The 23769-nt window shown below is 72.9% G+C and carries 18 protein-coding genes; 9 read left to right on the top strand and 9 right to left on the bottom strand.

Annotated features, from left to right (window positions below; translation table 11 throughout):
• Window positions 1-241: 241 nt before the first annotated feature.
• Entirely contained in the window at window positions 242-1933 is a 1692-nt protein-coding gene (locus tag ACLZOT_RS16350; protein ID WP_416969628.1) for an ABC transporter permease subunit, read from the bottom strand.
• Window positions 1930-3423, bottom strand: a complete 1494-nt coding sequence (locus tag ACLZOT_RS16345) for an ABC transporter substrate-binding protein (protein ID WP_416969627.1) — start codon at window positions 3421-3423, stop codon at window positions 1930-1932. The genes ACLZOT_RS16350 and ACLZOT_RS16345 overlap by 4 nt, the downstream gene beginning before the upstream one ends.
• A 201-nt stretch (window positions 3424-3624) precedes the next feature.
• On the opposite strand from ACLZOT_RS16345, the gene ACLZOT_RS16340 reads away from it, so the two are divergent.
• Window positions 3625-4143 carry an NUDIX hydrolase gene (locus tag ACLZOT_RS16340; protein WP_416969626.1) on the top strand — a complete coding sequence of 173 codons (519 nt, stop codon included), beginning with the start codon at window positions 3625-3627 and terminating at the stop codon, window positions 4141-4143.
• On the opposite strand, the gene ACLZOT_RS16335 is transcribed toward ACLZOT_RS16340, so the two are convergent.
• Complete coding sequence (locus ACLZOT_RS16335) at window positions 4140-5585, bottom strand: glyceraldehyde-3-phosphate dehydrogenase (RefSeq protein ID WP_416969625.1); 1446 nt, start codon at window positions 5583-5585, stop codon at window positions 4140-4142. The genes ACLZOT_RS16340 and ACLZOT_RS16335 overlap by 4 nt on opposite strands.
• A gap of 143 nt (window positions 5586-5728) precedes the next feature.
• Entirely contained in the window at window positions 5729-6124 is a 396-nt protein-coding gene (locus tag ACLZOT_RS16330) for a DUF3291 domain-containing protein (RefSeq protein ID WP_416969624.1), read from the bottom strand.
• A gap of 110 nt (window positions 6125-6234) precedes the next feature.
• Between ACLZOT_RS16330 and ACLZOT_RS16325 the strand changes: the two genes are divergently transcribed.
• Entirely contained in the window at window positions 6235-6861 is a 627-nt protein-coding gene (locus ACLZOT_RS16325) for a MerR family transcriptional regulator (RefSeq protein WP_416969623.1), read from the top strand.
• A 49-nt stretch (window positions 6862-6910) separates the two neighbouring features.
• On the opposite strand, the gene ACLZOT_RS16320 is transcribed toward ACLZOT_RS16325, so the two are convergent.
• The 5 genes from ACLZOT_RS16320 to ACLZOT_RS16300 all read right to left on the bottom strand — a co-directional run bounded on the left by ACLZOT_RS16320 (window position 6911) and on the right by ACLZOT_RS16300 (window position 12761).
• Entirely contained in the window at window positions 6911-8173 is a 1263-nt protein-coding gene (locus ACLZOT_RS16320; RefSeq protein WP_416969622.1) for a beta-ketoacyl-[acyl-carrier-protein] synthase family protein, read from the bottom strand.
• A 40-nt stretch (window positions 8174-8213) separates the two neighbouring features.
• Entirely contained in the window at window positions 8214-8459 is a 246-nt protein-coding gene (locus ACLZOT_RS16315) for an acyl carrier protein (RefSeq protein WP_416969621.1), read from the bottom strand.
• An 80-nt stretch (window positions 8460-8539) separates the two neighbouring features.
• Window positions 8540-9379 (bottom strand): IclR family transcriptional regulator, encoded by an 840-nt coding sequence (locus tag ACLZOT_RS16310; RefSeq protein WP_416969620.1) that lies wholly within the window; start codon window positions 9377-9379, stop codon window positions 8540-8542.
• Between the two features lie 224 nt (window positions 9380-9603).
• On the bottom strand, window positions 9604-10581 hold the full coding sequence (locus ACLZOT_RS16305; RefSeq protein ID WP_416969619.1) for a hypothetical protein: 978 nt from the start codon (window positions 10579-10581) through the stop codon (window positions 9604-9606).
• On the bottom strand, window positions 10578-12761 hold the full coding sequence (locus ACLZOT_RS16300) for an MMPL family transporter (protein ID WP_416969618.1): 2184 nt from the start codon (window positions 12759-12761) through the stop codon (window positions 10578-10580). Before ACLZOT_RS16300 ends, ACLZOT_RS16305 begins: the two co-directional genes overlap by 4 nt.
• Window positions 12762-13070: 309 nt before the next feature.
• Between ACLZOT_RS16300 and ACLZOT_RS16295 the strand changes: the two genes are divergently transcribed.
• From ACLZOT_RS16295 to ACLZOT_RS16265, 7 genes are all read left to right on the top strand, one after another.
• Window positions 13071-13772 carry a TetR/AcrR family transcriptional regulator gene (locus ACLZOT_RS16295; RefSeq protein ID WP_416969617.1) on the top strand — a complete coding sequence of 234 codons (702 nt, stop codon included), beginning with the start codon at window positions 13071-13073 and terminating at the stop codon, window positions 13770-13772.
• A 345-nt stretch (window positions 13773-14117) separates the two neighbouring features.
• Window positions 14118-18764, top strand: coding sequence for an aminotransferase class I/II-fold pyridoxal phosphate-dependent enzyme (locus ACLZOT_RS16290; RefSeq protein ID WP_416969616.1), 4647 nt, complete (start codon window positions 14118-14120; stop codon window positions 18762-18764).
• Window positions 18765-18950: 186 nt separating this feature from the next.
• Entirely contained in the window at window positions 18951-20069 is a 1119-nt protein-coding gene (locus tag ACLZOT_RS16285) for a Gfo/Idh/MocA family protein (protein ID WP_416969615.1), read from the top strand.
• Window positions 20070-21848, top strand: a complete 1779-nt coding sequence (locus tag ACLZOT_RS16280) for an acyl-CoA dehydrogenase family protein (RefSeq protein WP_416969614.1) — start codon at window positions 20070-20072, stop codon at window positions 21846-21848.
• Window positions 21849-21894: 46 nt separating this feature from the next.
• Window positions 21895-22047, top strand: coding sequence for a hypothetical protein (locus tag ACLZOT_RS16275; protein WP_416969613.1), 153 nt, complete (start codon window positions 21895-21897; stop codon window positions 22045-22047).
• Window positions 22044-23057: an AvrD family protein gene (locus ACLZOT_RS16270; protein WP_416969612.1), complete on the top strand. Its 1014-nt coding sequence runs from the start codon at window positions 22044-22046 to the stop codon at window positions 23055-23057. The genes ACLZOT_RS16275 and ACLZOT_RS16270 overlap by 4 nt, the downstream gene beginning before the upstream one ends.
• Window positions 23054-23737: an AAA family ATPase gene (locus ACLZOT_RS16265; RefSeq protein ID WP_416969611.1), complete on the top strand. Its 684-nt coding sequence runs from the start codon at window positions 23054-23056 to the stop codon at window positions 23735-23737. Before ACLZOT_RS16270 ends, ACLZOT_RS16265 begins: the two co-directional genes overlap by 4 nt.
• Window positions 23738-23769: the final 32 nt, after the last annotated feature.

Raw genomic sequence — 23769 nt, 5'->3', positions numbered from 1 at the left:
CACTTGCCTCCATTGCTGGCCACCGACCGTAAAGTTCTGGCCAGGGGGTGCGGTGGGCTCAAAAGCGCTGTGGCCGGGGCGTGTTCGCATTCCGGAGGGGGCTCGTCGGGCATTCCGGCAGGCCAAAAACGCCTGGACGCGGGCACATTCGCGACCGCACCCGGCGCGAAACGGCCCGGGACCGCCGTACGGCCGCCCGCACCGGCAGCCGACCCCGGCCCGAACTCGCCGATGCGCGCGGTCAGTCCCGCCGCCTGCCCACCGACACCGCGAACACCGCCAGCAGCACCAGCGCCCCCGCGGGCCCCAGCACCGTCCACGGCGCCAGCTCCAGGTACGGCTGGTTCTCCGACAGCAGCCGCCCCCACTCCGGCGTCGGCGGCTGCTCCCCGAGCCCCAGGAACCCCAGCGAGGCGAGGACGAGCACGGTCGTCGGCAGCCGCAGCAGCGCGTTGCGGATCACGGCGGGCAGCACCGCCGGGAGGTGATGGCGGCGCAGCAGATACGCGGGTCCCGCGCCCAGCGAGCGGGAGGCGAGGGTGTGCCCGGCGGCCCGCTCCTGCGCCAGCAGCGCCGCCGTCTGCGCGGCGTACGGCGCCCACCCGACCAGGCACACGGCCAGCGCCGCTCCCCACACCGACGGCCCGGTCACCGCCGTCGTCAGCAGCCCGGCGAGGACGGCGGGCAGCGTCGACACGACCTCCGTCAGCCCCGCACCGACCCGGCCCGCGACCCCCAGCAGCAGCCCCGCCAGGACACTCACCCCCGTCACGGCGAACGCCACCGACGCCGTCCGCAGCGCCCCGTGCCCCAGGCGGGCCAGCATGTCCCGCCCCAACGAGTCGGTGCCCAGGGGATGTCCGGCGGACGGCGACAGCAGCCGCGCCCCCGTGTCGACCTGCGCCGGATCCCGCAGCAGCCCGGCGACGACCAGCGCGACCAGGGCGCCGCCGCAGACCACCGCGAGCCATCTCCGGGGCCGCACCCCCGCCACCGGCAGCGCGGGCAGCGCCCCGTCCCGCAGCGCCGGTCCGAGCAGCACCCGGCAGACGGCCCGGATCGCGAGCCCGGCCCCCACCCCGAGCAGCACCAGCACCAGCGTCACCGTCTGCAAGGGCGGCAGATCCTGCGCGAGCGCCGTGTCGAGGGCGAGCCGCCCGAGCCCGGGGATGTTGAAGATCTTCTCGACGGCGACGGACCCGCCCACCAACCCCACGACGGTCGGCAGGAGTTGAGGCAGCACCCCGGGCAGCGCCCGCCGCAGCGCGTTGCGCGCCAGGTACCCCCGCGACAGTCCGAACGCCCGCGCCGTACGCACCCACGGCTCCCGGAACACCCCCGGCAGCGCCTGTTGCAGCAAGCCCCCGATCATCGCCCCCGACGGCACCCCCAGCGCGAGCGCGGGCAGCACCATCGACGACGGCCCCTCCCAGCCGCTCGACGGCAGCCATCCCAGCCACACCCCGCACACCGTCGCGAGCAGCGAGGCCAGCAGGAACTTCGGCAGCGCGGCGAGCACGGCGGCGAACTCCCCGCCCCCGGCGCGCTGTTGCCGCCCGCGCGACCCCAGCCACAGGGTCCGCGCGCACACCAGCCCGACCACCGCGACGGTCACCGCGAGCGCGCCCAGCATCATCGTCACCGACACCGCGAACGCGTCCGAGACCTGCGGCCACACCGCCTCCCCGGACACCCAGGAGGTCCCCGCGTCCCCGCCGATCCACCGCACGAGATGCGCCAACGGGCCGTCGTCCAGACCGAGTTGCTCCCGTACGGCCGTCAACTGGCCCGGCGTCGGGTCCTGGTCGCCGGAGCGGGCGCGAAGGACCGTCAGCGCGGGGTCGGTTCCGGAGAGCCAGGGCAGCGCGGTGACGGCGGCGAGGAGGGCGGCGCCGGCCAGGACACGGCCGGCGACGGTGCGGGAGTCGGTCACTTCAGGTGCGTACCCGCGTCGATCAGCGAGCGCTCGCGCGGGTCGAGGACGACGCCCTCGACGTCCGCCGAGATTCCCTGCACGACCTTCTCGTGCACGAGCGGGACGACGGCGTCCGTGCGCAGGACCTCCGCCTCGGCCCGCATGATCTTCTTGTACCGGGCGGCCGAATCCCCTTCGGCGGCCGCGGACTTGATCGCGGCGTCGACCTTCGCGTCCTTCAGCCCGGCGATGTTGTAGACGCCGTCGCTCGTGAAGTCGCTCGCGAGGTACGCCACCGCGTCCCCCGTGTCGAGCAGCGTCACGCGGGAGAACACGAGCGCGTCGTACTTCCCGGCGAGCAGGTCGGCCTCCATCTGCGTGTACTCGCGGACGTCCTGCTTGACGCTGAACCCGGCCTTCTCCAGCTGCTGTTGGAGGACGGTGGCCGCCTCGGGCAGCTCGGCCCGGTTGGTGTACGTGGCGAGGCGCACGGTCGTCCCCGCGGGGACCTTCGCGGCGGCGGCACGCCCGGTCACCGCGACCCGGTCGGCGGCGGCCCAGGACACGGCGGGCCCGAACAGGCCCTGACCTGCGTCCGCGTACCCGCCGAACACCGAGCCGACGAGCGCGGAGCCGTCCACGGCCTCGCGTGCGGCGGCCCGCAGACCGGCGTTCGCGAACGTGCCGGAGCGCGTGTTGAGGACGAGGCTGTCGGTCCGCACCGACGGCACCTCGTGCCGGGTCCTCGCGTCGAGGAGCTTCGTCTGCGAGGTGGGTATCCACTCCGCGATGTCGACGTCCTTGCTCCGCAGGGCGTTCGCGCGGGCCGTGCCGTCCGCGATCCAGGTGACGTCGACGCCGGGCGCCTTCGCCTTGCCGCCCCAGTAGCCGTCGTACCGATCGAGCGTGGCGCTCGTCTTGCCGGTCAGCTTCGTGATCGCGAAGGGGCCCGTGCCGGTGCCGACCGGGGTGACCGCGCCGTTCGCGCCGTACGCCTTCGCGGCGAGGATGCCCAGCGCCGGGCTCGCCAGGCGCAGGGGGAGGACCGGGTCGGGGGTCTTCGTGGTGAGCGTGACCGTGTCGGTGTCGTCGGCCTTCGCGGTGAGGGTGACGTCGCTCAGGACACGGGGCTTGGTCGCGGCGGAGTTCGCGTGGCCGAGGGCGTTCACGACGGCGGCGGCGGTGACCGGGGTGCCGTCCTGGAAGGTCGCCCTGCGCAGCTCGAACGTCCACGTCGTGGGCGCGGTCCGCTTCCAGGACGTGGCCAGCGCGGGTGCCGCCGCACCCTTCGTGTCCAGCGCGGTGAGGCCCTCGGTCACCGAGAGCTTGCTCAGCACGGTCGCGTCGTTGCTGTACGGGGACAGCGCCTGCACGGGCGGCACCGCGAGGGCGACCCGCAGCCGTCCGTCGCCGCCCTGCGCGGAGTCGGACCCGCCCGAGGAGAAACAGCCGGCCAGCAGCGGGGTGAGGGCGAGCGCCGCGATCAGACCGCGGGAGGTGGTGCGCATGGGTGTCCTGTCGTACGGGGAACGAACGCACCCCGGCGTACGGACATGAACGACGCCGAGGACAAGCCCACCTTATAAGGCAAGCCTTACCAATCTCACACCCGGGGTACAGGAACCCCGCGCCGTCTGCGAGACCGTCCCCCGAGCGGCATTCGGTCGTTGACCAGGGCGACCCACCCCCTCCGCAGGAAGGAACCCGCCGTGGACGAGACCGTCACCGTCGAGAAGCCGGAAGCGTGGCTGCCGAGAGCGGAGTGGGTGAAGACCCAGCCGCAGACCCTCCTCGCCTCCTGCGTCCTCCTCCTGGACGACGCCGGCCGCGCCCTGCTCCTGCGCTACGCCCCCGCCCAGCTCGCCGCCGGCGACTGGTGGCTGCCCGGCGGCATGCTCGACCACGGCGAGGACCCCTGGACGGCGGCCCGCCGCGAACTGCGCGAGGAGACGGGCCTCGACCTTTCCGGCGGCCCCCGCCTGATCGGCGTCGACCACCGCGCGGACGTGGAGCACTGCGGCCCGGTCCTCGACTGCTACTTCTACGGCGGCACGCTCTCCGCAGGCACCCCGATCGCCCTCAGCGAGGAGCACGACCGGTACGCCTTCCACCACCTCACCGACCTCGACGGCCTGCTCACCGCGCCCCACCTGCGCACCCTGCGCGCGCTGTACGAGGCGGCGGCGAGCGGCACGACGCTGTGCCTGCGGGAGGGGACCCCGCTCTAGACGGCCGTCGCCGGGAACGTCGGGTACTCGACGCCCGACACGTGCTGCACGACCCGCACGACCTGGCAGGAGTACCCGAACTCGTTGTCGTACCAGAGGTAGAGGATCGCGTTGTCGCCCTCCACCTTCAGCGCGCCCGCGTCGACGATCGAGGCGTGCCGGGAGCCGATGAAGTCGCTGGAGACGGCGTCGGGCGCGGTCGTGAAGTCGATCTGGCGGCGCAGCGGGGAGGTCAGGGACACCTCGCGCAGGTAGTCGTGGACCTCCTCGCGGGTCGTCTCACGGGCCAGCTGGAGGTTGAGGATCGCGATGGAGACGTCCGGGACGGGCACCCGGATCGAGCTGCCGGTGATCCTCGCCTTCAGGTCCGGGAGCGCCTTCGTGACGGCGGAGGCGGCGCCCGTCTCGGTGATCACCATGTTGAGCGGCGCGGACCGGCCCCGGCGCTCCGACTTGTGGAAGTTGTCCAGCAGGTTCTGGTCGTTGGTGAAGGAGTGCACCGTCTCGACGTGCCCGCGCTCCACCCCGAACGCGTCGTCCATCGCCTTGAGCGGCGGCACGATCGCGTTCGTCGTGCAGGACGCGCAGGACAGGATCCGCTCGTCCGGCTTGATCGTGTGGTGGTTCACGCCGTGCACGATGTTCGGTACGTCGCCCTTGCCGGGCGCGGTCAGCAGCACCTTGTCGATGCCGGGCCGCAGATGCTCGCTCAGGCCCGCGCGGTCGCGCCACTTGCCGGTGTTGTCGATGAGGATCGCGTTCGAGACGCCGTACGCGGTGTAGTCGATCTCGGAGGGGTCGTCGGCGTAGATCACCTTGATCTCGTTGCCGTTGGCGGTGATCGTGCCGGCCGTCTCGTCGACGGTGATCGTGCCGTGGAACTGGCCGTGGATGGAGTCCCGGCGCAGCAGCGAGGCCCGCTTGACGAGGTCGCCGGGGCCGCCGCCGCGTACGACGACGGCGCGCAGGCGCAGGCCGTTGCCCGAGCCGGACTTCTCGATCAGCAGGCGCGCGACGAGGCGCCCGATGCGGCCGAAGCCGTACAGGACGACGTCCCGGCCCGCGCCGCGCTCGATCTTGTTGGCGCCGGTCGCCCCGGCCACCGCCTCGGCCGTGAACTCCTCGACGCTCAGGCCGCGTCCGTCGGCGCGGTAGCTCTCCGCGAGCAGCCCGAGGTCGATCTGCGAGGGGCCGAGGTCGAGCGCGGTGAGCGCCGTCAGGAAGGGCATCGTCTCGGTGACCGACAGCTCCTGGCCCGCGATCTGGCGGGCGAAGCGGTGGGTCTTGAGGATGCTGACGACCGACTTGTTCACCAGGGAGCGGCTGTGCACGAGGACGGTCACGTCCCGTTCACGGTGCAGCTTCCCGATGACCGGGATCATCGACTCCGCGGTCTCCTCACGGTTCATCCAGTTGGTGAACGAGTCCTCGTTGACAGTCACAGGGCTCTCTTTCGAGCTAGGCGGCGCTCATCTGCGGTGCTCATATGGTAACCCGGTGTTCATATGAGCAAAGCGGGGGGTCCGGTGCGTTTGCTCACCGGGCGCATCGGCGCGCACAACCCGGCCGCCGCCTGCCGAAACGGTCACCTCGGTGAGCGTCGTTTCGCCGCCTCCTCGGCCAGGCGCTTCTTCGCGTCGGCCCAGTCGACCGCGGGCGGGCCCGTCCAGTAGGTGAAGGTGGAGGACTTCATCGTCGACCGCAGGCCGGTCATCGCCGGCTTGTGCGGCGCGGCGCGCGCGTACGCGTGCAGCGCCTCCTCGCTCTCCCAGGACGACAGCGTCCAGAACGTGCGCTTCAGGGGTTCGGCGATCAGGGAGGCGCCGTACGCGCCCGGCGCGTTCTTGACCTGCTTCCAGAGCGCGGGGGATCTGAGCAGGAAGCGCAGGGCGTCGGTGAGGGTGCGGACCTCGAAGCGGGAGGCCATGAGGTACGCGTCGGTGTCGGGCGGGGTCGGGGCGGTCCAGCGGAGCATGGGCATGGCTGTGCCCTTTCGGTATTGGATACCTTCACTATCTATGTTAGACAGTAGAGGTATCCAATTGCGGGCCGCAAGACCGAACGGCCGGAAGACAAGGCGGGACCCCACCGATGCGCATGTCCGAGCTGAGCCGCCGCAGCGGCGTCTCCGTCACGACGATCAAGTACTACCTGCGCGAGGGCCTGCTCCCGCCCGGCCGCCAGACCTCCGCCACCCAGGCCGAGTACGACGACCAGCACCTGCGCCGGCTGCGCCTGGTCCGCGCGCTGACCGGCGTGCGCGGACTGCCCGTCAGCACCACCCGCCAGGTCCTCGACGCCCTCGGTGAGCACACCCGCGACCCCCACATCCTGCTCGGCCTCGTCCTCGGCGCGATCAGCCTCACCGACGAACCCTCCGAGGCTCCGGCCGGCACCGCCGAAGTCGACGCCCTGATCGCCGAGTTGGGCTGGGACGTGCACACCGGAGCCCCCGCCCGCACCGCCCTCGCCGAGACCATCGCCTCCCTGCGCTCCCTCGGCGCCCCCGTCGACCGCGCGACCCTCCTGCCGTACGCCCGCCTCGCGGAGCGCACAGCGGCGCTGGACCTCGATCAACTCGACGGTATCGAGGACCCGTTGGAGACCGCCGAACGCGCCCTCGTGCTCACCGTCCTCCTGGAACCCGCGCTCCTCGCGCTCAGGCGCCTCGCGCAGCAGAACGAGTCGGCGCGCAGATACGGGCACCACCAGAAGTAGGCCAACTCCCCTTGCGGCAAGGGGAGCTGACCTACCGTCATGTGTCAGTTCACGGCGTCCGGAACGCCAGCACCACGTTGTGCCCGCCGAAGCCGAACGAATTGTTCAGGGCGGCGATCCGCCCGTCCGGCAGCGCGCGCGGCTCGTCGCGGACGATGTCGGCGTCGACCTCCGGGTCCAGGTTGTCGACGTTGATCGTCGCCGGGGCGATCCGGTGGTGCAGCGCGAGGACCGCCGCCACCGTCTCCACGCCGCCCGCGCCGCCGAGCAGATGCCCGGTCATCGACTTGGTCGCCGAGACCGCGAAGTGGTCGGTGGCGTCGCCGAACACCTTCCGCAGCGCCTTGAGTTCGGCGACGTCGCCCTTCGGCGTGGACGTCGCGTGCGCGTTGACGTGCACGATCTGCGCCGGGGTGAGGTCGGTCGAGTCGAGCAGCGTGCACAGCGCCGCAGCGATGCCCCGGCCCGAGGGCTCGGGCTGCGTGATGTGGTGGCTGTCCGAGGACATCGCCTGGCCCACCGCCTGCGCGTACACCCGCGCTCCGCGCCGCTCGGCGTGCTCCGCCGACTCCAGGACGACGACCCCGCAGCCCTCCGCTATCACGAACCCGTCGCGGTCCGTGTCGTAGGGGCGCGAGGCCCGCTCGGGCTCGTCGTTGCGCTTGGACATCGCCATCATGTTGCCGAACGCGGCCAGGTTCAGGGCGTGGATCGCGGCCTCGGTGCCGCCCGCCACCACCACGTCGGCCCGGCCCGTACGGATCATCTCGATCGCGTAGGCGATGGACTCGGCGCCGGACGCGCAGGCGCTCGACGCCGCGTGCACCCCGGCGCGGGCGTTGATCTCCAGGCCGACGTTGGCCGCCTGCGTGTTGGAGAGCATCATCGGGATCGTGTGCGGGGAGACCTTGCGGAAGCCCTGCTCCCTGAGGATGTCGTACTGGTGGAGCAGCGAGGTGACTCCGCCGACGCTGGCCGAGATCGCGACGCCGACGCGGTCGGGGTCGGCCTCGCCGCCGTCCCCGGCGGGTCCGGTGAAGCCGGCGTCGGCCCACGCCTCGCGGGCCGCGATCAGCGCGAACTGCGCGGAGCGGTCCAGCTTGCGCAGCTCGGTGCGGGGCAGCACCTGATCCGGTTCGACGGCGATCTCGGCGCCGATGCGCACGACGACGTCCTCCACCCAGGGGTGGTCGAGGAGTCGGACGGCGGAGCGGCCTGCCAGCAGCCCCTGCCAGGTGTCGGCGACGTTGCCGCCCAGCGGCGTGGTGGCTCCGAGCCCGGTGACGACCACACGGCGATCTGACGAGTTCATTGCGAATCACTCCACAGCGGGGAAGGGACGTACGGGTCCGTCAGCGGCTGGCGAGGATGTACTCGATGGTGTCGCCCACCGTCCTGAGGTCGACGGTGGCCTCGTCGGGGATCTCGACCCCGAAGCGCTCCTCGGCGGCGACGACGACCTCGACCAGGGAGAGCGAGTCGACGGCGAGATCGTCACGGAACGACCGCTCGTCGAGGACGTCGCTGAGCGGGACGCCGGAGATCTCGCTGACGATGTCGGCGAGTCCGGCGTGGATCTCGTCGCGGGTGGCGATCACGTGGTGCTCCTGTTCATGGGGACGTGCTCTGGGGAGGGAGAGAGGGGAGCGGGGGAGCGGTTCGACGCGGGACCGGCTGGTCAGGCGAGGTCCGTGAGTGCGGCCCCGCGGCCGCGCCCTCCTCGGGAGGCGGTGGCGGTCGCCGGCTCGGTCTCGCGGGAGCGGTGTGCGAGGGCCTCGGTGATACGGCGGGAGGCTTCCAGCGCCAGGGTGATGTGCCGGGGGGTGATGACGGCCGAGGACTCCGTGACGATCCCGAGGGCGCCGACGCCGGCGCCGTTCTCGTCGCGGACGGGCACCGAGAGCCCGGCGACGCCCTCGATCAACTGATCGCCGCCCACGGCGTATCCGCGGCGCCGCGTCTCGTCGAGCAGTTTCCGCAGGGCTGCCGGGTCGGTGACCGTGCGGTCCGTGTACGCGGGGAGTCCGGCGGCGTAGACGTCGTCCCGCACGGCGGCCGGGGCCTGTACGAGGAGCACCAAGCCGCAGGCCGTCGCGTGCAGCGGGAAGCGGTTTCCCGTCGACCAGGTCCTGTGGAGCGCCCCGCCCCGGCCGGAGACGGACTCCAGCCACACGCCCTCACGGCGGTCCCGGACGGAGACCATCACCATGGAATGCGTTTTCGCGTGCAGGTCGACCATAGGCGATATCGCGGCCTCACGTAAAGCCGCGTGCCTCGGTGCGAGCGAGGCGACCTCCCATAAGCGGAGGCCGATGGCATATTTGTTGGCCCCGATCCGCTCCAGCGCGCCCCAGTCGAGCAGCTTGGAGACTATTCGGTAGGTGGTGGCGACGGGTATTCCGGCCCGTCTGCTTATTTCACTGGCTGAAAGACTCACGTTGCCGGAGTCGAAGGCTCCGAGAACGTCGAAGACGCGCTCGATGACCGAGCGGCCTTCCGAGGTTTGAGGTGACACCATTGGACATTTCCCTTCCGCGGAAACACTTTGATAATTGCACTTTCAAGGAGTCTAGGGAAGGGCTGTGAAGGTTGTTCTTCGTGCGTTCACGATCGGGTGAATGGAATACGTCATTGAATTACCGCACGGCGGTGAATTGGTACAAGGTCGCCGTCGGTGTCGTGATCATGAACAGAAGGTGCGAAAGGGGGCAGGAGCAACCCGCCCCCTTCCAGAGGGGCCGCTCAGCGCCGGGGATGCCGGGGCCGCAGCGCCGGATCGCTCGCCGGATGCCCGACCCGGAAGAACACCAGCGGACGTTCACCCGGCTCGGCCGCGCACAGCCGCGCCAGGTCGTCGTGCGTGCCGGGACAGTCGATGACATGGCTCTGCGGATGGACGTACACACCCTGCCGGAACAGGTCCAGCCACAGCCGGGTCACCAGCCGGCCCGCCTCGACCTCGTCCGCGGGGCCCGCGTCCCGGCCCATGATGACCAGGACGTCGCCGTCGCCGCTCGTGGCGCTCGACGACAGCGCCGTCAGCAGCCTGACCAGGCCCAGCGGGCGCAGGGCGCGGTAGACGGGGCGGGAGAACAGGACGCCCATCGCCGAGCGCTCCGCCTTGCTGAGGACGAGCATCACGTCGTTCAGCCCGTCCTGGGCGTACGCCGGGTGCTTCGGGGAGAGACGGGTCCAGGCGAGCAGCTCCGCCGCGATGCCCTCGTGGCCGAAGAACCAGTGGTACGCCCGGATCAGCAGCGGGCGCGCGGTCGCCGTCGGCACCACGGCGATCCGGAAACCGGCCTCGCGCGCGCTGAGCTGGGCCTGTTCCAGCAGCTCCGGGGCGACCCGGTCGGGCTTCCAGGGGCCGCGCCACACACGCCGGCGCTCCACGCCGGCCGCCCGCTCGACGTCCGGCACGGCGCGGTCGGCGGGCACGATCCGGCCCACACGGGTCGCCGCCGCGTCGAAGTCGGGCTCGAAACGCACCGCCGTACCCTCGGTGTTCGCGCAGATCAGGAACGTCTCGATGTACGTGCCGAGGGAGAGCCTGAGGTCGCGCAGGGACGGGTCGCTCGGGCCGAGCGCGTAGCGCGGGTCCCAGCCGACCTCGATGTGGTCGCCCCGGTGGCGCAGGTCCCAGGGCTGGGTGTTGTGGGCGTTGGCGGCGCGTGCGGCGGCCGCGGCGGCGTTGTGCAGCTGGGGCAGGGTGTCGGTCATCGCGCGGATCCCGTCGGCTCGGGTTCGGGGGTGGCGGCGGGGGCGGCGTCCTGGGCCGGCTCCTCTTCCAGCGACTCCTTGATGCCGAAGCGCCGGTGGACGGCCTTGAGGGGCGCCGGGGCCCACCAGTTGTAGTCACCGGCCGCCCGCATGAAGGCGGGGACCAGCACCCCGCGCACCAGGAACGCGTCGACCACGATCGCGAGGCCCGTCGCCAGGCCGTACATCTTGATCAGGGACACGCCCGAGGTCAGCATCGCGAAGAAGGACACGGCGAGGATGGCCGCCGCGGCGGTGATCACCGGCCCGCTCGCGCCCAGGCCCTCGCGTACGGAACCCTCCAACTGGCCGGTGCGGTCGTAGCGCTCCTTGATGCGGGCGACCAGGAACACCTCGTAGTCCATCGACAGGCCGAAGGCGATGCAGAACATCAGCACCGGCATCGACACCGCCAGCGGCGAGGCCGTGAAGTCGAGGGCGCCCGACAGGTGGCCGTCCTGGAAGATCCAGACGGCGACGCCCAGGATCCCGACCAGGCTGAGCGTGTTGAACACCAGCGCCTTGACGGGCATCAGCACGCTGCCCGTCAGCAGGAACAGGAACAGCAGGCTGAAGACGCTGATCAGGACGATCGCCAGCGGCAGCTTGCCCGCGATGGAGTGCGTGATGTCGACGAGCTGCGCCGCCTGACCGCCGACCAGCACCTTCCCGCCCTCGGGATCGACCGCCCGCACCTCGCGCGCCAGGTCACCGCCCTTCTCCGAGTACGGCACGACGTCCGACTGCACCTGGATGCGTACGGCGTCGCCCTTCTGGTACCCGGCGGCAGCGGCGGCCGGCAGCACGGTCACGCGGGCCCCGCCCTTGTAGACCCCGGCCGCCCCGATCACCTGCGTCACACCAGGGACCTTCGACAACTCGGCGGAGTACTGCTGAAGTTGGGCCTCGGTACCCGTCCAGTTCTCCGACACGACGTTCAGCGCGCGGTCGTCGCCCGCGCCGAAGTCGTCCCGGACGGCCTCGGTGACCACGCGGCTCTCGGCCGCCGCCGGCAGGACGCGCTCGTCCGGGACGCCGAACTGGGCGTTCGTGAACGGCACCGCCATGAGCAGCAGCAGCGCGATGACCGGGGTGGCCAGCAGCGCCGGGCGCTTGAAGGCGAGGCCCGCCATCCGGCCCCAGAAGGTCTCGGCCGGCTCCCGCTGGGGGCGGGGGCGGCTGCGCTTGAACGCCAGCTTGTCGATGCGGTCGCCCAGCAGGACGAGCGTCGCGGGCAGGACGTACAGCGAACCCAGCACCGCGAACAGCACCACCGCGATGCCGGCCAGCGCGAACGAGCGCAGGAAGTACTGGTCGAAGACGAACAGGGTGGCCAGCGCCGCGCCGACCACGCCGCCGCTGACCGCGACCGTACGGCCCGCCGTCGCGCGGGTGATCCGCAGGGCCTCGGCGTTGGTGCGGCCCGCCGCGCGCTCCTCGCGGTAGCGGGTGACGATCAGGAGGCTGTAGTCGACCGAGAGGCCGAGCCCCAGCGCCGTGATCAGGTTGACGGCGAACACCGAGACCGAGGTGAACTGGGCGCCGATGTTCACCGCCGCCAGCGCGCCGACGATCGTCAGGACCGACAGCAGCATCGGCAGCAGCGCCGCGACCAGGCCCCGGAAGACGAAGACGAGCAGCAGCAGGGTGATCGGGATCGCGATGGTCTCCGCCGCGATGATGTCCTTCTCCACCTGGTTGTTCATGTCGTTGTTGATCGCGGTGATACCGCCGAAGGAGACCGCGACCGCGCCCTTCGGGTCCGAGAGCTCCTCGTGCAGCTCCTTCGCGGTACGGATCGACTCGTTCTCGTCGCCGTCCACGCGGACGAGGACCAGACCCGCGTCGTCCGCGCGCAGGGACGAGTCGCCGGTCGTCCAGTAGGAGGCGACGACGCGCGCGCCGTCCGTCCCCTTGACCTTCGTGGCGATCTCACCGGCCTTCGCGCGGGCGGCGGCCGAGTCGACGCCCCCCTTCGCGTCCCTGACCAGGACGACCAGGTTGGGCTGGCTGTCCGGGAAGGAGCGCTCCAGTGCCTCGGCGGCGGCCACCGAGTCCGAGCCGGGGTCGTCGAAGCCGCCCGACTTGAGGTTGTCCAACACACCGGCGCTCGCGGCGGCGGTGATGAGCAGGAAAAGCATTCCGGCGAGAAGGGTGAACCACGGACCGCGGCGGTTCGTCCTGTCGTTCCCGGATGGCACCGAGGTGACCATCACGTGGGTCCTTTCTTCCTCTGCGGCTACGGCCTGGAAGGGGTGGGGGGAGCGGGTACGCGCGGCTGACCTGCAAGAACGTTCCGCTGCGTGGCCCGGATACGGGTATGCGGGGAGGCGCTCCCGTTTTGGAGCGCTGCTCTCTTCCTGGAGCAGTGTTGCAGTGAGCACCGCCTCGAAGCAAGAGCGCTGCTCTCACTCTTGGTCAGTGCTTTGCGGGATGGCAGACTGCTCGGTATGGACGTGATCCAAGGAGCCAAGGAGCGGGCCCGCGCGGAAGTCGCCCTGGCCATCAAGGAACAGGCCCGCGCGCACCTCGCCACGGAAGGGCCCGGCCGGCTCTCCCTGCGCGCCGTCGCGCGCGAGCTGGGGATGGTCTCGTCGGCCCTCTACCGCTACTTCCCGAGCCGCGACGACCTGCTCACGGAACTGATCGTGGACGCGTACAACGCGATCGGGAGCGCCGCGGAGTCCGCGTACGCGAAGGCCGCGGACGCCACCCCGTGGGGCGCCTGGCACGCCACCTGCGAGGCCGTCCGCGCCTGGGCCCTCGCCCACCCCCACGAGTACGCCCTCCTCTACGGCTCGCCCGTGCCCGGGTACGACGCCCCCCAGGACACGGTCGCGCCCGCCTCACGGGTGGCCCTGGTCCTGCTGGACGTCCTGGAGAAGGCGCACGCCGCGGGGGCCCTGGCCGTCCCCGAGGGCGCCGCCGACGCCGAGGCCGTCCTCGGCGCCGACGTCCTTCCCCTCCTCGCCGAACGCTCCCTCCCCGCCTGCGTGGTCACCTCGGCGGCGGCCGCGTGGGCCCAGCTCTTCGGGCTCATCAGCTTCGAGGTGCTCGGGCAGTTCAACCGGGTGATCGAGGACCGGGAGGCGCTGTTCACCCAGGGGGCGGGGGCGCTCGCGCGGCAGGTGGGGCTGTCGGCACAGGGGTAGCGGCGGCGGTCGCGCGTCGGCGAGGGCGGTCCCGGGTGCGGGGCCGCCCTCCGCTGTTTCCTTCACACGGGAAGCAGTTTTCCGTCCGCCCCGGCCCTCTTTCGGAGCCCCGCGCAGATATCTTTTCCGCTCGATGAGAAGGCGGGTTGTGTGCGCTCCAGGGTCGCATGCAAGCTCTGCGTGTCGACGTCGGGAGACCGGGGCGCGTAAATCCCGGTGTTCCCTGAGGTGTCTTCCGATGTTTTCCCGTATTTCCCCAGAAGCGGGCCGGGGCATGCCCCCGCGACATTCGGCGTCGACAGCCGAGTCCTTTGCAGAATCGACGTTGGATCGAGGTACCGGTCAATGGCTGGAATGGCTGTCGTCGGCATGTCGTGCCGATTCCCCGGAGCCGCCAATATCGACGAGTTCTGGCAGATCCTGGTGAAAGCGGAACCACAGTTCGCGGCTGTTCCGGCATCTCGCTGGGACCACTCCGTGTATCACCGCCCGGGCGATTTCCGAGATCCGCACTCCGTGTACACGGACCAGGTCGCGTTCCTGGACGAGGTGGACCACTTCGCCCCCGCGCACTACGGGATCCCGCCGCGCCGGGCGAGAGTGATGGACCCGCAGGCGAAACTGTTCGTCGACCTCTCGCGGGAGGCGCTCCAGGACACCGGCTGGGAGCAGGACGGCTTCGACAGGTCGCGCACCGGCGTGTTCTGCGGCGTCACCTCGCTCGACCACCGGGACATCAGCGTCTCCCGGATCACCGCGAGCCTCTTCGCGGACGGCTCCCTGCACAACGGCGAGGGCGACCCGGACCTGATGGACCGCCTCCACGAGGCGATGGGCTCCTCGCTGATGCCGATGAACCCGTTCACGATCCCGGGCTGCCTCGCGAACATGGTCCCGTGCACGGTCAGCGAGGTCCTCGACCTCGGCGGCCCGTCGATGTCCCTGGACGCGGCGTGCTCCTCGGCCCTCGTCGCCCTCGACACGGCGGTCAAGAGCCTGTCCACGGGCGCCTGTGACATCGCCCTCGTCGGCGGCGTCTACCTGAGCTTCAGCCCGACGCCCCTGGTCGGCTTCGCACGGGCCGGCGCCGTCTCCCGCGCGGGACACTGCCGCCCCTTCGACGAACGCGCCGACGGATTCGTCCTCGGCGAGGGCGGCGCCACCCTCGTCCTGCGCCCCGTCGAGGACGCTGTCGCGGCCGGCGACCGCATCTACGCCGTCATCACCGGCGTCGGCTCCGCCAACGACGGGCGCGGCGGAGGCCCCATGACCCCGCAGGCCCAAGGACAGCTGGCGGCCCTGCGCGCCGCCTACAAGGACGCCGGGATCGGCATCGGCGACGTCGACCTGCTGGAGGCCCACGGCACCGGCACGCCCGTCGGCGACCGCACCGAGGTCGAGGCGATCGGCATGCTGCGCGCGGAGGAGGGCGCCGACCGGCCCTGCTACCTCGGCTCCTCGAAGGCCCTCATCGGCCACAGCCTCTCCGCCGCGGGCGCGGCCGGCCTCGTCAAGGCGGCCCTCGCCGTCCACCACGGCGTCGTGCCCCCGCAGCCGGCGGAGATCCGGGTCAACGCCGACATCCCCATCGAACAGGCCGGGCTCAGCCTGACGGTCACCGCGAAGGAGTGGCCGCACGACGGCGTCCGCCGGGCCGGCGTCAGCTCCTTCGGGTTCGGCGGCACCAACGTGCACGCCGTCCTGGAGAGCGCCCCGCAGACCGCCGAACCCCGCGACGAACGCCAGGACGAGCCCTGGCTGTTCCTGCTCTCCGCCGGCAGCACCAAGGCCCTCGCCCAGTACGCCGACGCCCTGCACGACTCCCTCGGCCGCGACCCGTCCGCCACCCCCGAGGAGGTCGCCCGCACCCTCGCGACACGGGAACTCCTCACCGCCCGCCTGTCGTTCGTCGCCGCCACCCGCGAGGAACTCCTCGACAAGCTCCAGGGCGCGGCGAGCCGCCTCGCGGACGGCGCCCTCGGCGAACTCGCCCCCGGCGTCCACGCCTCGGCGAAGCCGCTGCCCGCCGAGGAGCGCCGGATCGCGTTCGCCTTCCCCGGCCAGGGCTCCCAGCGCCCCGGCATGCTCGCCGACCTCGCCCGCCGCTTCCCCTCCGTCGCCGCCCGGGCCGCCGAACTCGCGGCGGCCACCGCCGAGGACGCCCCGACCGTCGCCGAGTTCCTGCCCGGCCTCCTGTGGGAGGCCCACGGTGAGGACGACACGGAGGCCCAGGCCGCCCTCACGGTCACCGACCTGTGCCAGCCCGGCCTCGGCATCACCGGCGTCACCACGATCGAACTCCTCGCCGCCTGCGGCATCGAACCCGACCTCGCGGTGGGCCACAGCGTCGGCGAGTTCCCGGCCGCCGTCGCCGCGGGCGCCTTCGCGCCGGAGGACGCCGTCAGGTTCATGGCCGTCCGCGGCGCCGCCCTCGCCGCCGCCGTCCCCTCCGGCACCGGCGCCATGCTCGCCGTCCAGGCCCCCACCGCCGACGCCGAACGCCTCGCCGAAGCCGTCGAGGGCGTCTGGCCCGCCTGCTACAACCACGAGGGCCAGGTCGTCTTCAGCGGCAGCGCCGAGGCCGCCGACGCCCTGCGCGAACACTGCGCGGCGAACGGCACCGCCGCCGTCCGCCTGCGCGTCTCGCACGCCTTCCACTCCCCGCTCGTCGCCGCCGCCGACGAGGTCATGGCCGACACCATCGCCGCCCTCCCGCTCACCGGCCCCGCCCGCCCCTTCGTCTCCGGCGTCTCCGGCGCCCGCGCCGAACACCCGGGCGACATCAAGGAGTTGTGGGCCCGCCACAACACCGCGCCGGTCCGCTTCACCGACGCCGTCCGCACCGTCGCCGACTCCGGGGCCGCCTTCCTCGTCCAGGTCTACGGCGGCGACACGCTGCTGCGGATGGCCCGCCGTACGCAGGCGGGCGCCGGACTCGGCCTCGTGCCGCTCACCGTGTCCCGCGCCGACGACGGGCGCGCGCTGCTCACCGCGCTCGGTCGGCTCGCCGTCGCGGGGGCGCCGGTGAACACGGCACCCCTGTTCGCCGGGCCCGGTACGCGGCTGCTGTCGCTGCCGCCGTCGCCGCTCGCGACCGACGTGTACACCGTCCGGACCGGTGCCGGTCGGCCTCGGCGCGAGGCCCGGCCCGCCGTCGCCGGCCGTGTCGTCGGCGTCGACGCGGCCGCCGGCACCGACATCGCCGAGGCGCCCCTGCGAACGCTCATTCCTTCCCCCGTCCCCGCCACGCCCCACCAGAACGGAGAGCCTCGGATGAGCGGACTCATCGAGTTCCTGCACGCCCAGGTGTCCCTGCTCCAGTCCTTCGACCCGGCAGCCGCGCGCACCCTGCCCCTCCCGGCGGTCCCGGTGACCCCCGCGCCCGTCCAGGAGGCCGCGCCCGCCGCCGTCCTCGCCGCGGCCCCCGCGCCCGCTCCGGTCGCCGCCGCGGTGTCCGAGGACGTCTCCGGCATCGTCGTCGACGCGATCACCAAGGTCAGCGCCTACCCGCAGGACTTCCTGCGCCCCGAGCACGTCTTCGCCACCGACCTCGGCTTCGACTCGATCATGCTCGCCGAACTCGCCACACGGCTGCGCAGGCAGTGGCCGCACCTGGAGGTCAAGGCCGCCGAGATGATGGAGATCGCGTCCGTCGGCGACCTGGTGCGGACGGTGGAGAGCCGGCTCGGCACCGGTACGCCGGCCGTGCAGCGGACGATCATCCCGAGCCCCAAGGCGGCGCCCGCGCCCGCCCCGCTGCCCGCGCCCGTCGCCGCCCCGGACCGCAGCGAGGCCGCCGACGTACGGCTCTTCCCCGAGGTCCGCGCCTCCCTGGAGCGCAAGGCCGGACTGGAGGCGGCGGCGACCGTCAACCCGTACTTCCTGCGCCACGAGGGCACCATCCGCGACACCAGCCGCGTCGGTGACCAGGAGCTGATCTCCTTCTCCAGCTACAACTACCTGGGCCTGTCCGGGCACCCCGAGGTCGCCGACGCCATCCAGGAGGCCGTCGCCCGCTACGGCTCCTCCGTCTCCGCCGCGCGCATCCTGTCCGGCAACCGGCCGCTGCACGACGAACTCGACCAGGGGCTCGCCGAACTCGTCGGCGCACAGGACGCGTTGAGCCTCGTCAGCGGACACGCCACCAACGTCACCGTCATCGGGCACCTCATGGGCCCCGAGGACCTGATCCTGCACGACGCCCTCGCGCACGACAGCATCATCCAGGGCTGCCGGCAGTCCGGCGCCGCGCGCCAGCCGTTCCCGCACAACGACCTCGTCGCCCTCGACCGGATCCTCGGCCACGTCCGGGGCAACTACCGGCGCGTCCTGATCGTCGTCGAAGGCGTCTACAGCATGGACGGCGACACCGCCGACCTGCCCGCCCTCGTCGCCGTCAAGCAGAAGCACGACGCGCTCCTCATGGTCGACGAGGCGCACAGCATCGGCGTCATGGGCAAGACCGGCGGCGGCATGGCCCAGCACTCCGGCGTCAGCCCCGACGACGTCGACGTCTGGATGGGCACGCTCTCCAAGTCCCTGGCGAGCTGCGGCGGTTACGTCGCCGGCCGGCACGAGCTCATCGAGCACTTCCGGTACACGCTCCCCGGGTTCGTCTTCAGCGCGGGCCTGCCGCCGGCGTCCACCGCCGCCGCGCTCACCGCACTGCGCGTGATGCGCCGGGAGCCCGAGCGCGTCACCCGCCTCCACGACAACGCGGCGCTCTTCCTCAAGCTCGCCGCCGACGCGGGCGTGGACGTCGGCACCAGCTCCGGAACGCCGATCGTCCCGGCCATCACCGGCGACTCGACCAAGGCCCTCCTGCTGGCCGACCGCCTCTTCGCCCGCGGCATCAGCGCCAACCCGATCCTCCACCCGGCCGTCGAGGAACGCCTCGCGCGCCTGCGCTTCTTCATCACCTCCGAGCACACGGAGGAGCAGATCACCGAGTCGGTACGGATCATCGCCGAGGAACTCGCGGGCCTCGCCTGAGCGGGGGCCGCGGCCTTGCAGGACCCGTAGGCGTCCTCCGGAGCCCGCGCCCCGCACCCCCGCGGTTCCCCACGCACCCCCCGCACCCTCCCGACCGGCACCGGGGCGGCCCCACGGGTCCCCCCGCCCCTGGCCCCCGCCCCGGGGCCACGCCCCCCGTCCGCACCTCGTCCCCAGGAAGCAGCCATGACCGAACCGATCCGCGTGGGCGTCATCGGAGCCTCCCCCGAGCGGGGCTGGGCCACGATGTCCCACCTGCCGGCCCTCACCGCGCTGCCCGACTTCGAGATCACCGCCGTGGCCACGACCCGCACGGGCAGCGCCCGCCGCGCGGCCGAACGCTGCGGCGCCGCCCACGCGTTCACCGACCCGGCCCGCCTCAGCGGCCACCCCGACGTCGACCTCGTGGTCGTCGCCGTGAAGACCCCCGACCACGCCGACCTCGTCCTGCCGGCGCTGGACGCGGGCAAGCACGTGTACTGCGAGTGGCCGCTCGCCCGCACCACGAAGGAGGCGGAGGTGATGGCGGAGGCGGCGGCGCAGGCCGGCGTCCACCACGCGGTCGGCCTCCAGGCACGGCACGCGCCCGCCGTACGCCACGCCCGCTCCCTGCTCACCGGCGGCGCGATCGGCCGCGTCACCGGCGTCCACGTGTACGCGGCACGCGCCAAGGGCGTCGGCGGCACGATCACCTCCGACGCCGTCTACACCCTGGACCGCCGCAACGGCGCGGGCACCCTGGAGGTGGCCGGCGGCCACACCCTCGACCTCCTGGAGTTCCTCGCCGGACCGGTCACCCGCCTCTCCGCCGACCTGTGCGTACGCCAGCCCCGGCTGACCGTCTCCGACACCGCCGAGAGCGTCGGCGTCACCAGCCCCGACCACGTCATGGTGCAGGGCCTGCTCGGCACCGGAGTCCCCGTCAGCGTCCACATCCACGACGGCAAGAGCGGCGACGCGCGCACCCGCCTGGAGTTCTCCGGCACCCGGGGGAGTCTCGCCGTCGTCTCCGAGGGCCCCGCCGCCGGACACGGCATCCAGGTCAGCGACGTCCACCTGTACGAGGCGACCGCGACCGACACCGCCTGGACCCACCTCGACACACCCCCGGCGCACACGGCGCCCGTCGACGTCCCCGCCACCGCCGTACGCAACGTCGCCGAGCTGTACACCGCCCTCGCCGCCGACATCCGCACCGGCACCCGCACGGTCCCCGACTTCGAGACCGGCCTGCGCCTGCACGGCCTCCTCGACACGGTCCGCGCGTCGGACGAGAGCGCCGCGGGACAGGTACGGGGGCTGTAGATGACCACGGACACGCCGGCCGAAGAGGGCACGCGCGCGACAGCCGCCGGCAGCTTCACGCCCACCGAGGATCTTGCGCCCGCCGGCCCCTCCGCGCCCGCTGAGGATCTTGCGTCCGCCGGCACCTCCGCGCCCGCCCCCACCTTCCTCACCTCCCTCCTCGACGGCCGCCCCGACTGGCCCGGCTGGACCACCCCGGCCCGTCCCGACCGCGCCGGACAGCTCCGGGCCGACGCCGCCGTCAGGCGCCTGCTCACCCTCCTCGACACGGACGTCGACCTCGAAGCCGTCGAGCGGGACGGGGAACTGCCCGAGGGGTTCCTCAAGTCGCTGCACGACGCGGGCGCGTTCACGCTGGGGGCCGACGAGGAGCTGGGCGGGCTCGCGCTGGCCCCGTACGACGTGTTCCGTGTCGTCGAGGCCGTCGCCACCCGCTCCGCCGCCGTCGGCTTCCTCCTGGGCGTGCACAACGGCATCGGTGTCGGCGCCTCCCTCCTCCCGGTCCTCCCGGAAGGGCCCCTGCGCGACCTGATCCGCCGGCACATCGCCGCCGGCATGGTCTCGGGCTGGGCGGACACCGACCCGGAGGGCCAGGGCAACCAGTGGCCGACGGTGACGGCGACGCCCGCCTTCGACGGCGACGGCTATGTCCTGGACGGGGAGAAGCTGTTCATCAGCAACGGCCCCGTCGCGACGCTCCTCGGCGTCACGGTGACGGTCCGGGGCGACGCGCACGCCCCGCGCGTGGGGCTCGCCGTCGTCGACACCTCCGACCCCGGCTTCCGCGTCGAGGACGAGCTGGAGCACCTCGGCGTACGGGGCCTGCCGAACGGGCGGCTGACCCTGACCGGCGTCCGCGTCCCGGACGCGCAGCTGGTGACCGTCCCGGAGGGCGATCCCCGGCGCACCCCGGTGTTCGCGTCGGCGGTGATGACCGCGCGCCTGCTCATCCAGGCAGCCCCCGCGCTGGCCATCGCCCGCAACTGCCTGCGCTGGTCGGTGGAGTTCACCGCGCGCCGCCGGATCGACGGGGCCACCCTGGGGGAGTACGACCTGACCCGCCGCACCCTCGCGGAGAACGCCGCCGACGTCCGGCTCATGGAGAGCGTGATCCGCTGGGCCCTCGCCGGACCCGCCCCGCAGGACCGCCTGTTCGAACGCCATGTCGCCCGCAACATCTGCACGGACGCCTGCGCGCGCGTCGCCGACCGCACCCTGTCCCTGATGGGCGGCGAGGGCATGGAGACCGCCCGCTCCAAGCGGGCCCGGGGCGCCCTCCCGCTGCCCGTGGAACGCGCCTACCGCGACGCCCGGGTCCTGCGCACCGCCGGCGGCGTCGACTTCCTGGCCGACGTCCAGGCCGCGAACGCCCTGCTCGCGCACCGGACCCGCGGGACGGCGCGGCAGGCCCCCCACCAGGGCCCGGCGCAGGAAGACCTCTCCCCCCGCAACCGCCTCCACCTCGCCGTCCTCACCGACCGCATCGCCCGCTTCCCGGCCATGGCCGACGCGGTGGCCGAGGCCGTCGCGCCCGATCCGCGCGCCCGCCAGTACCCCCTGCTCCTCCTCGGCCGGATCGCCCGCGAACTCCTCGGCACCGCCGCCGTCCTGGCCGCCACCGCGCGAGACGGCGACCAGGCCCTCACGGACGTCCACTGCACCGCCGCCGAGGCCCGCCTGCGCGACCTGACCGCCCGCCTCGACGACCCCGGGGGCCCCGACCACGCGGGGATCGCCGCCGCCCTCCTGGCCGACGCCGCACCGAAGCCCGCGCCCTGACGCCGGGTGCCCCGCACCCGCCACTCCACCCCCGCAGGAGCCAGCCATGCCCACCCAGCCCCCCGCCGAGGCACCACCGCTCCTCCCCGCCCCGCCGCCTCCGGAGCCCGAACTCCGGCCCGCGCACGAGATGTTCCTCGCGGTGATGGCCGCCCCGTACCTCAACCGCCCCGCCCTCGCCTCCGGCAGGCGCCGGTGACCGCCGGCCGACTGGCCCTCGGGGACGTCGAGGACTACCTGGGCCCCGCCGAGGGCCGCTACTTCGGCGGCGGCTTCCGGCGCGTGCGCCAGCGGCTGACGGCCCTCCACCTGACCGGCTGCCCGCAGGTCACGCAGGCGACGGCGACCGCGTCGGTCGGCTACCCGGCCGACTGGTCCGCGAAGGGCACCGGCGGGCTCGTCCCGCACCTCAGCACCATCGACGCCCTGGTCCTGGCCGCCCGCACGGCCGAACTCCTCCTCACCCACGCCTACGGCCTCGACGCGGGCTCGCGCTCCCGGATGTGGCTGCGCCGGATCGTGATCCGGGCCGGCAACCGCCCCCAGGAGGACCTGGCCCGGCTCCCCGTGCACGGCACGGCCGACCCCGCCGAGTCGGTCGCCGTCGCCGACGGCCTGCGCACCTCCGCCGTGCGGGTCGGGATCGGCTCGATGGACGTGCGCTGCGAGATCCAGCACGAGGACCAGGGCGGCTACCGCCCCTCGCGCAGCGCGCTGTACGAGGACGCCGACACGGCGCTGGGCACGCCGGGCGGCCCGTACTGCGCGGAGCGGTTCCGGCGGCGCGGACAGCGCGTCACCCGCCTCGCCGTCGACGCGGCGGCGGGCCGGGCGGACGCCGAGGTCGCCCTCACACCCGCGCCCGGCGAGAGCGCCGGCACCGGCCTGGAGGCCGCGTACGCGCCGAGCGCCTCGATGGTCGACGCGATCGCCGTCATCGGCCAGCTCGCCCAGGTCCTGATGTACGAACTCGACGGCCTCACGCGCGGGGGCAGCGACACGCTCTGGCTGCGTCGCGCCGAACTCGCCACCGACCTGCCGCTGCGCGCCGTGGACCGCGCCTTCCCCGCGCACGCGCGCGTCGCGGACACCCGGCTCGTCGACATCGACGAGGACCGCTGGCGCGTCTGCGACCTGACCTACGGCTTCCACGGCATCACCGGCACCTTCTCGGTGACCCACCGACTCCCCGACCGAGGAACGCGATGACCTCTCCAGCACGGGCCCGCAGGATCGCCGTCTCCGGCACCTACTGCACCGGCAAGACCACCACCACGATCGCCCTGGCCCACCTCACCGGCGTCCCGCGCACGCACGCGCGCACCATGCGCGAGATCCTCGCCGACGCCCTGCCCGGCAAACGCCTTGAGGAGTGCTCGGCGCCGGAGCTGATCCAGCTCGGCATCCAGCGCTACACCGAACGCGCCGTCCACGAGTCCCGCCTCACCGGAGGGTTCCTCTCCGACGGCTCCTCGCTGCACGAGTGGGTCTACGGCAAGGTCCGCGTCCGCGCCGGCATCCACCCCACCGACGGCTACGACGCCACCGACACGCCGCCCGACTTCTACGAGGAGGTCGTCGACTCCCTGGGCGCCGTGTTCCAGCGGCACGCACGCACCGCGTACGACGTCTTCGTGCACCTGCCCGTCGAGTTCGCCCTCGTCGAGGACGGTCACCGGCCCGTCTCGGAGCGCTTCCGCCGCATGTCCGACGAGCTGCTGCGCACGACCCTGGACGAGCTCGCGATCCCGTACCACGTCGTCGGCGGGCCCATCGAGGAGCGCCTCGCGACGATCGTCGACATCTTCGGCCTGCCGACCCGCATGAGCCTCGCGCACGCCGTCGACCTCGCCTACGCGCAGACCGCGCGGACCACCGCCGCCGCCTGACCCCACTCGCCCCACCGCCCTCCCCAGGAGCA

Source organism: Streptomyces sp. 4F14 (assembly GCF_048159485.1).
Taxonomy (GTDB): domain Bacteria; phylum Actinomycetota; class Actinomycetes; order Streptomycetales; family Streptomycetaceae; genus Streptomyces.
Note: the sequence above shows the minus strand (reverse complement) of the source record. Positions and strands in the feature narration are given on the sequence as shown.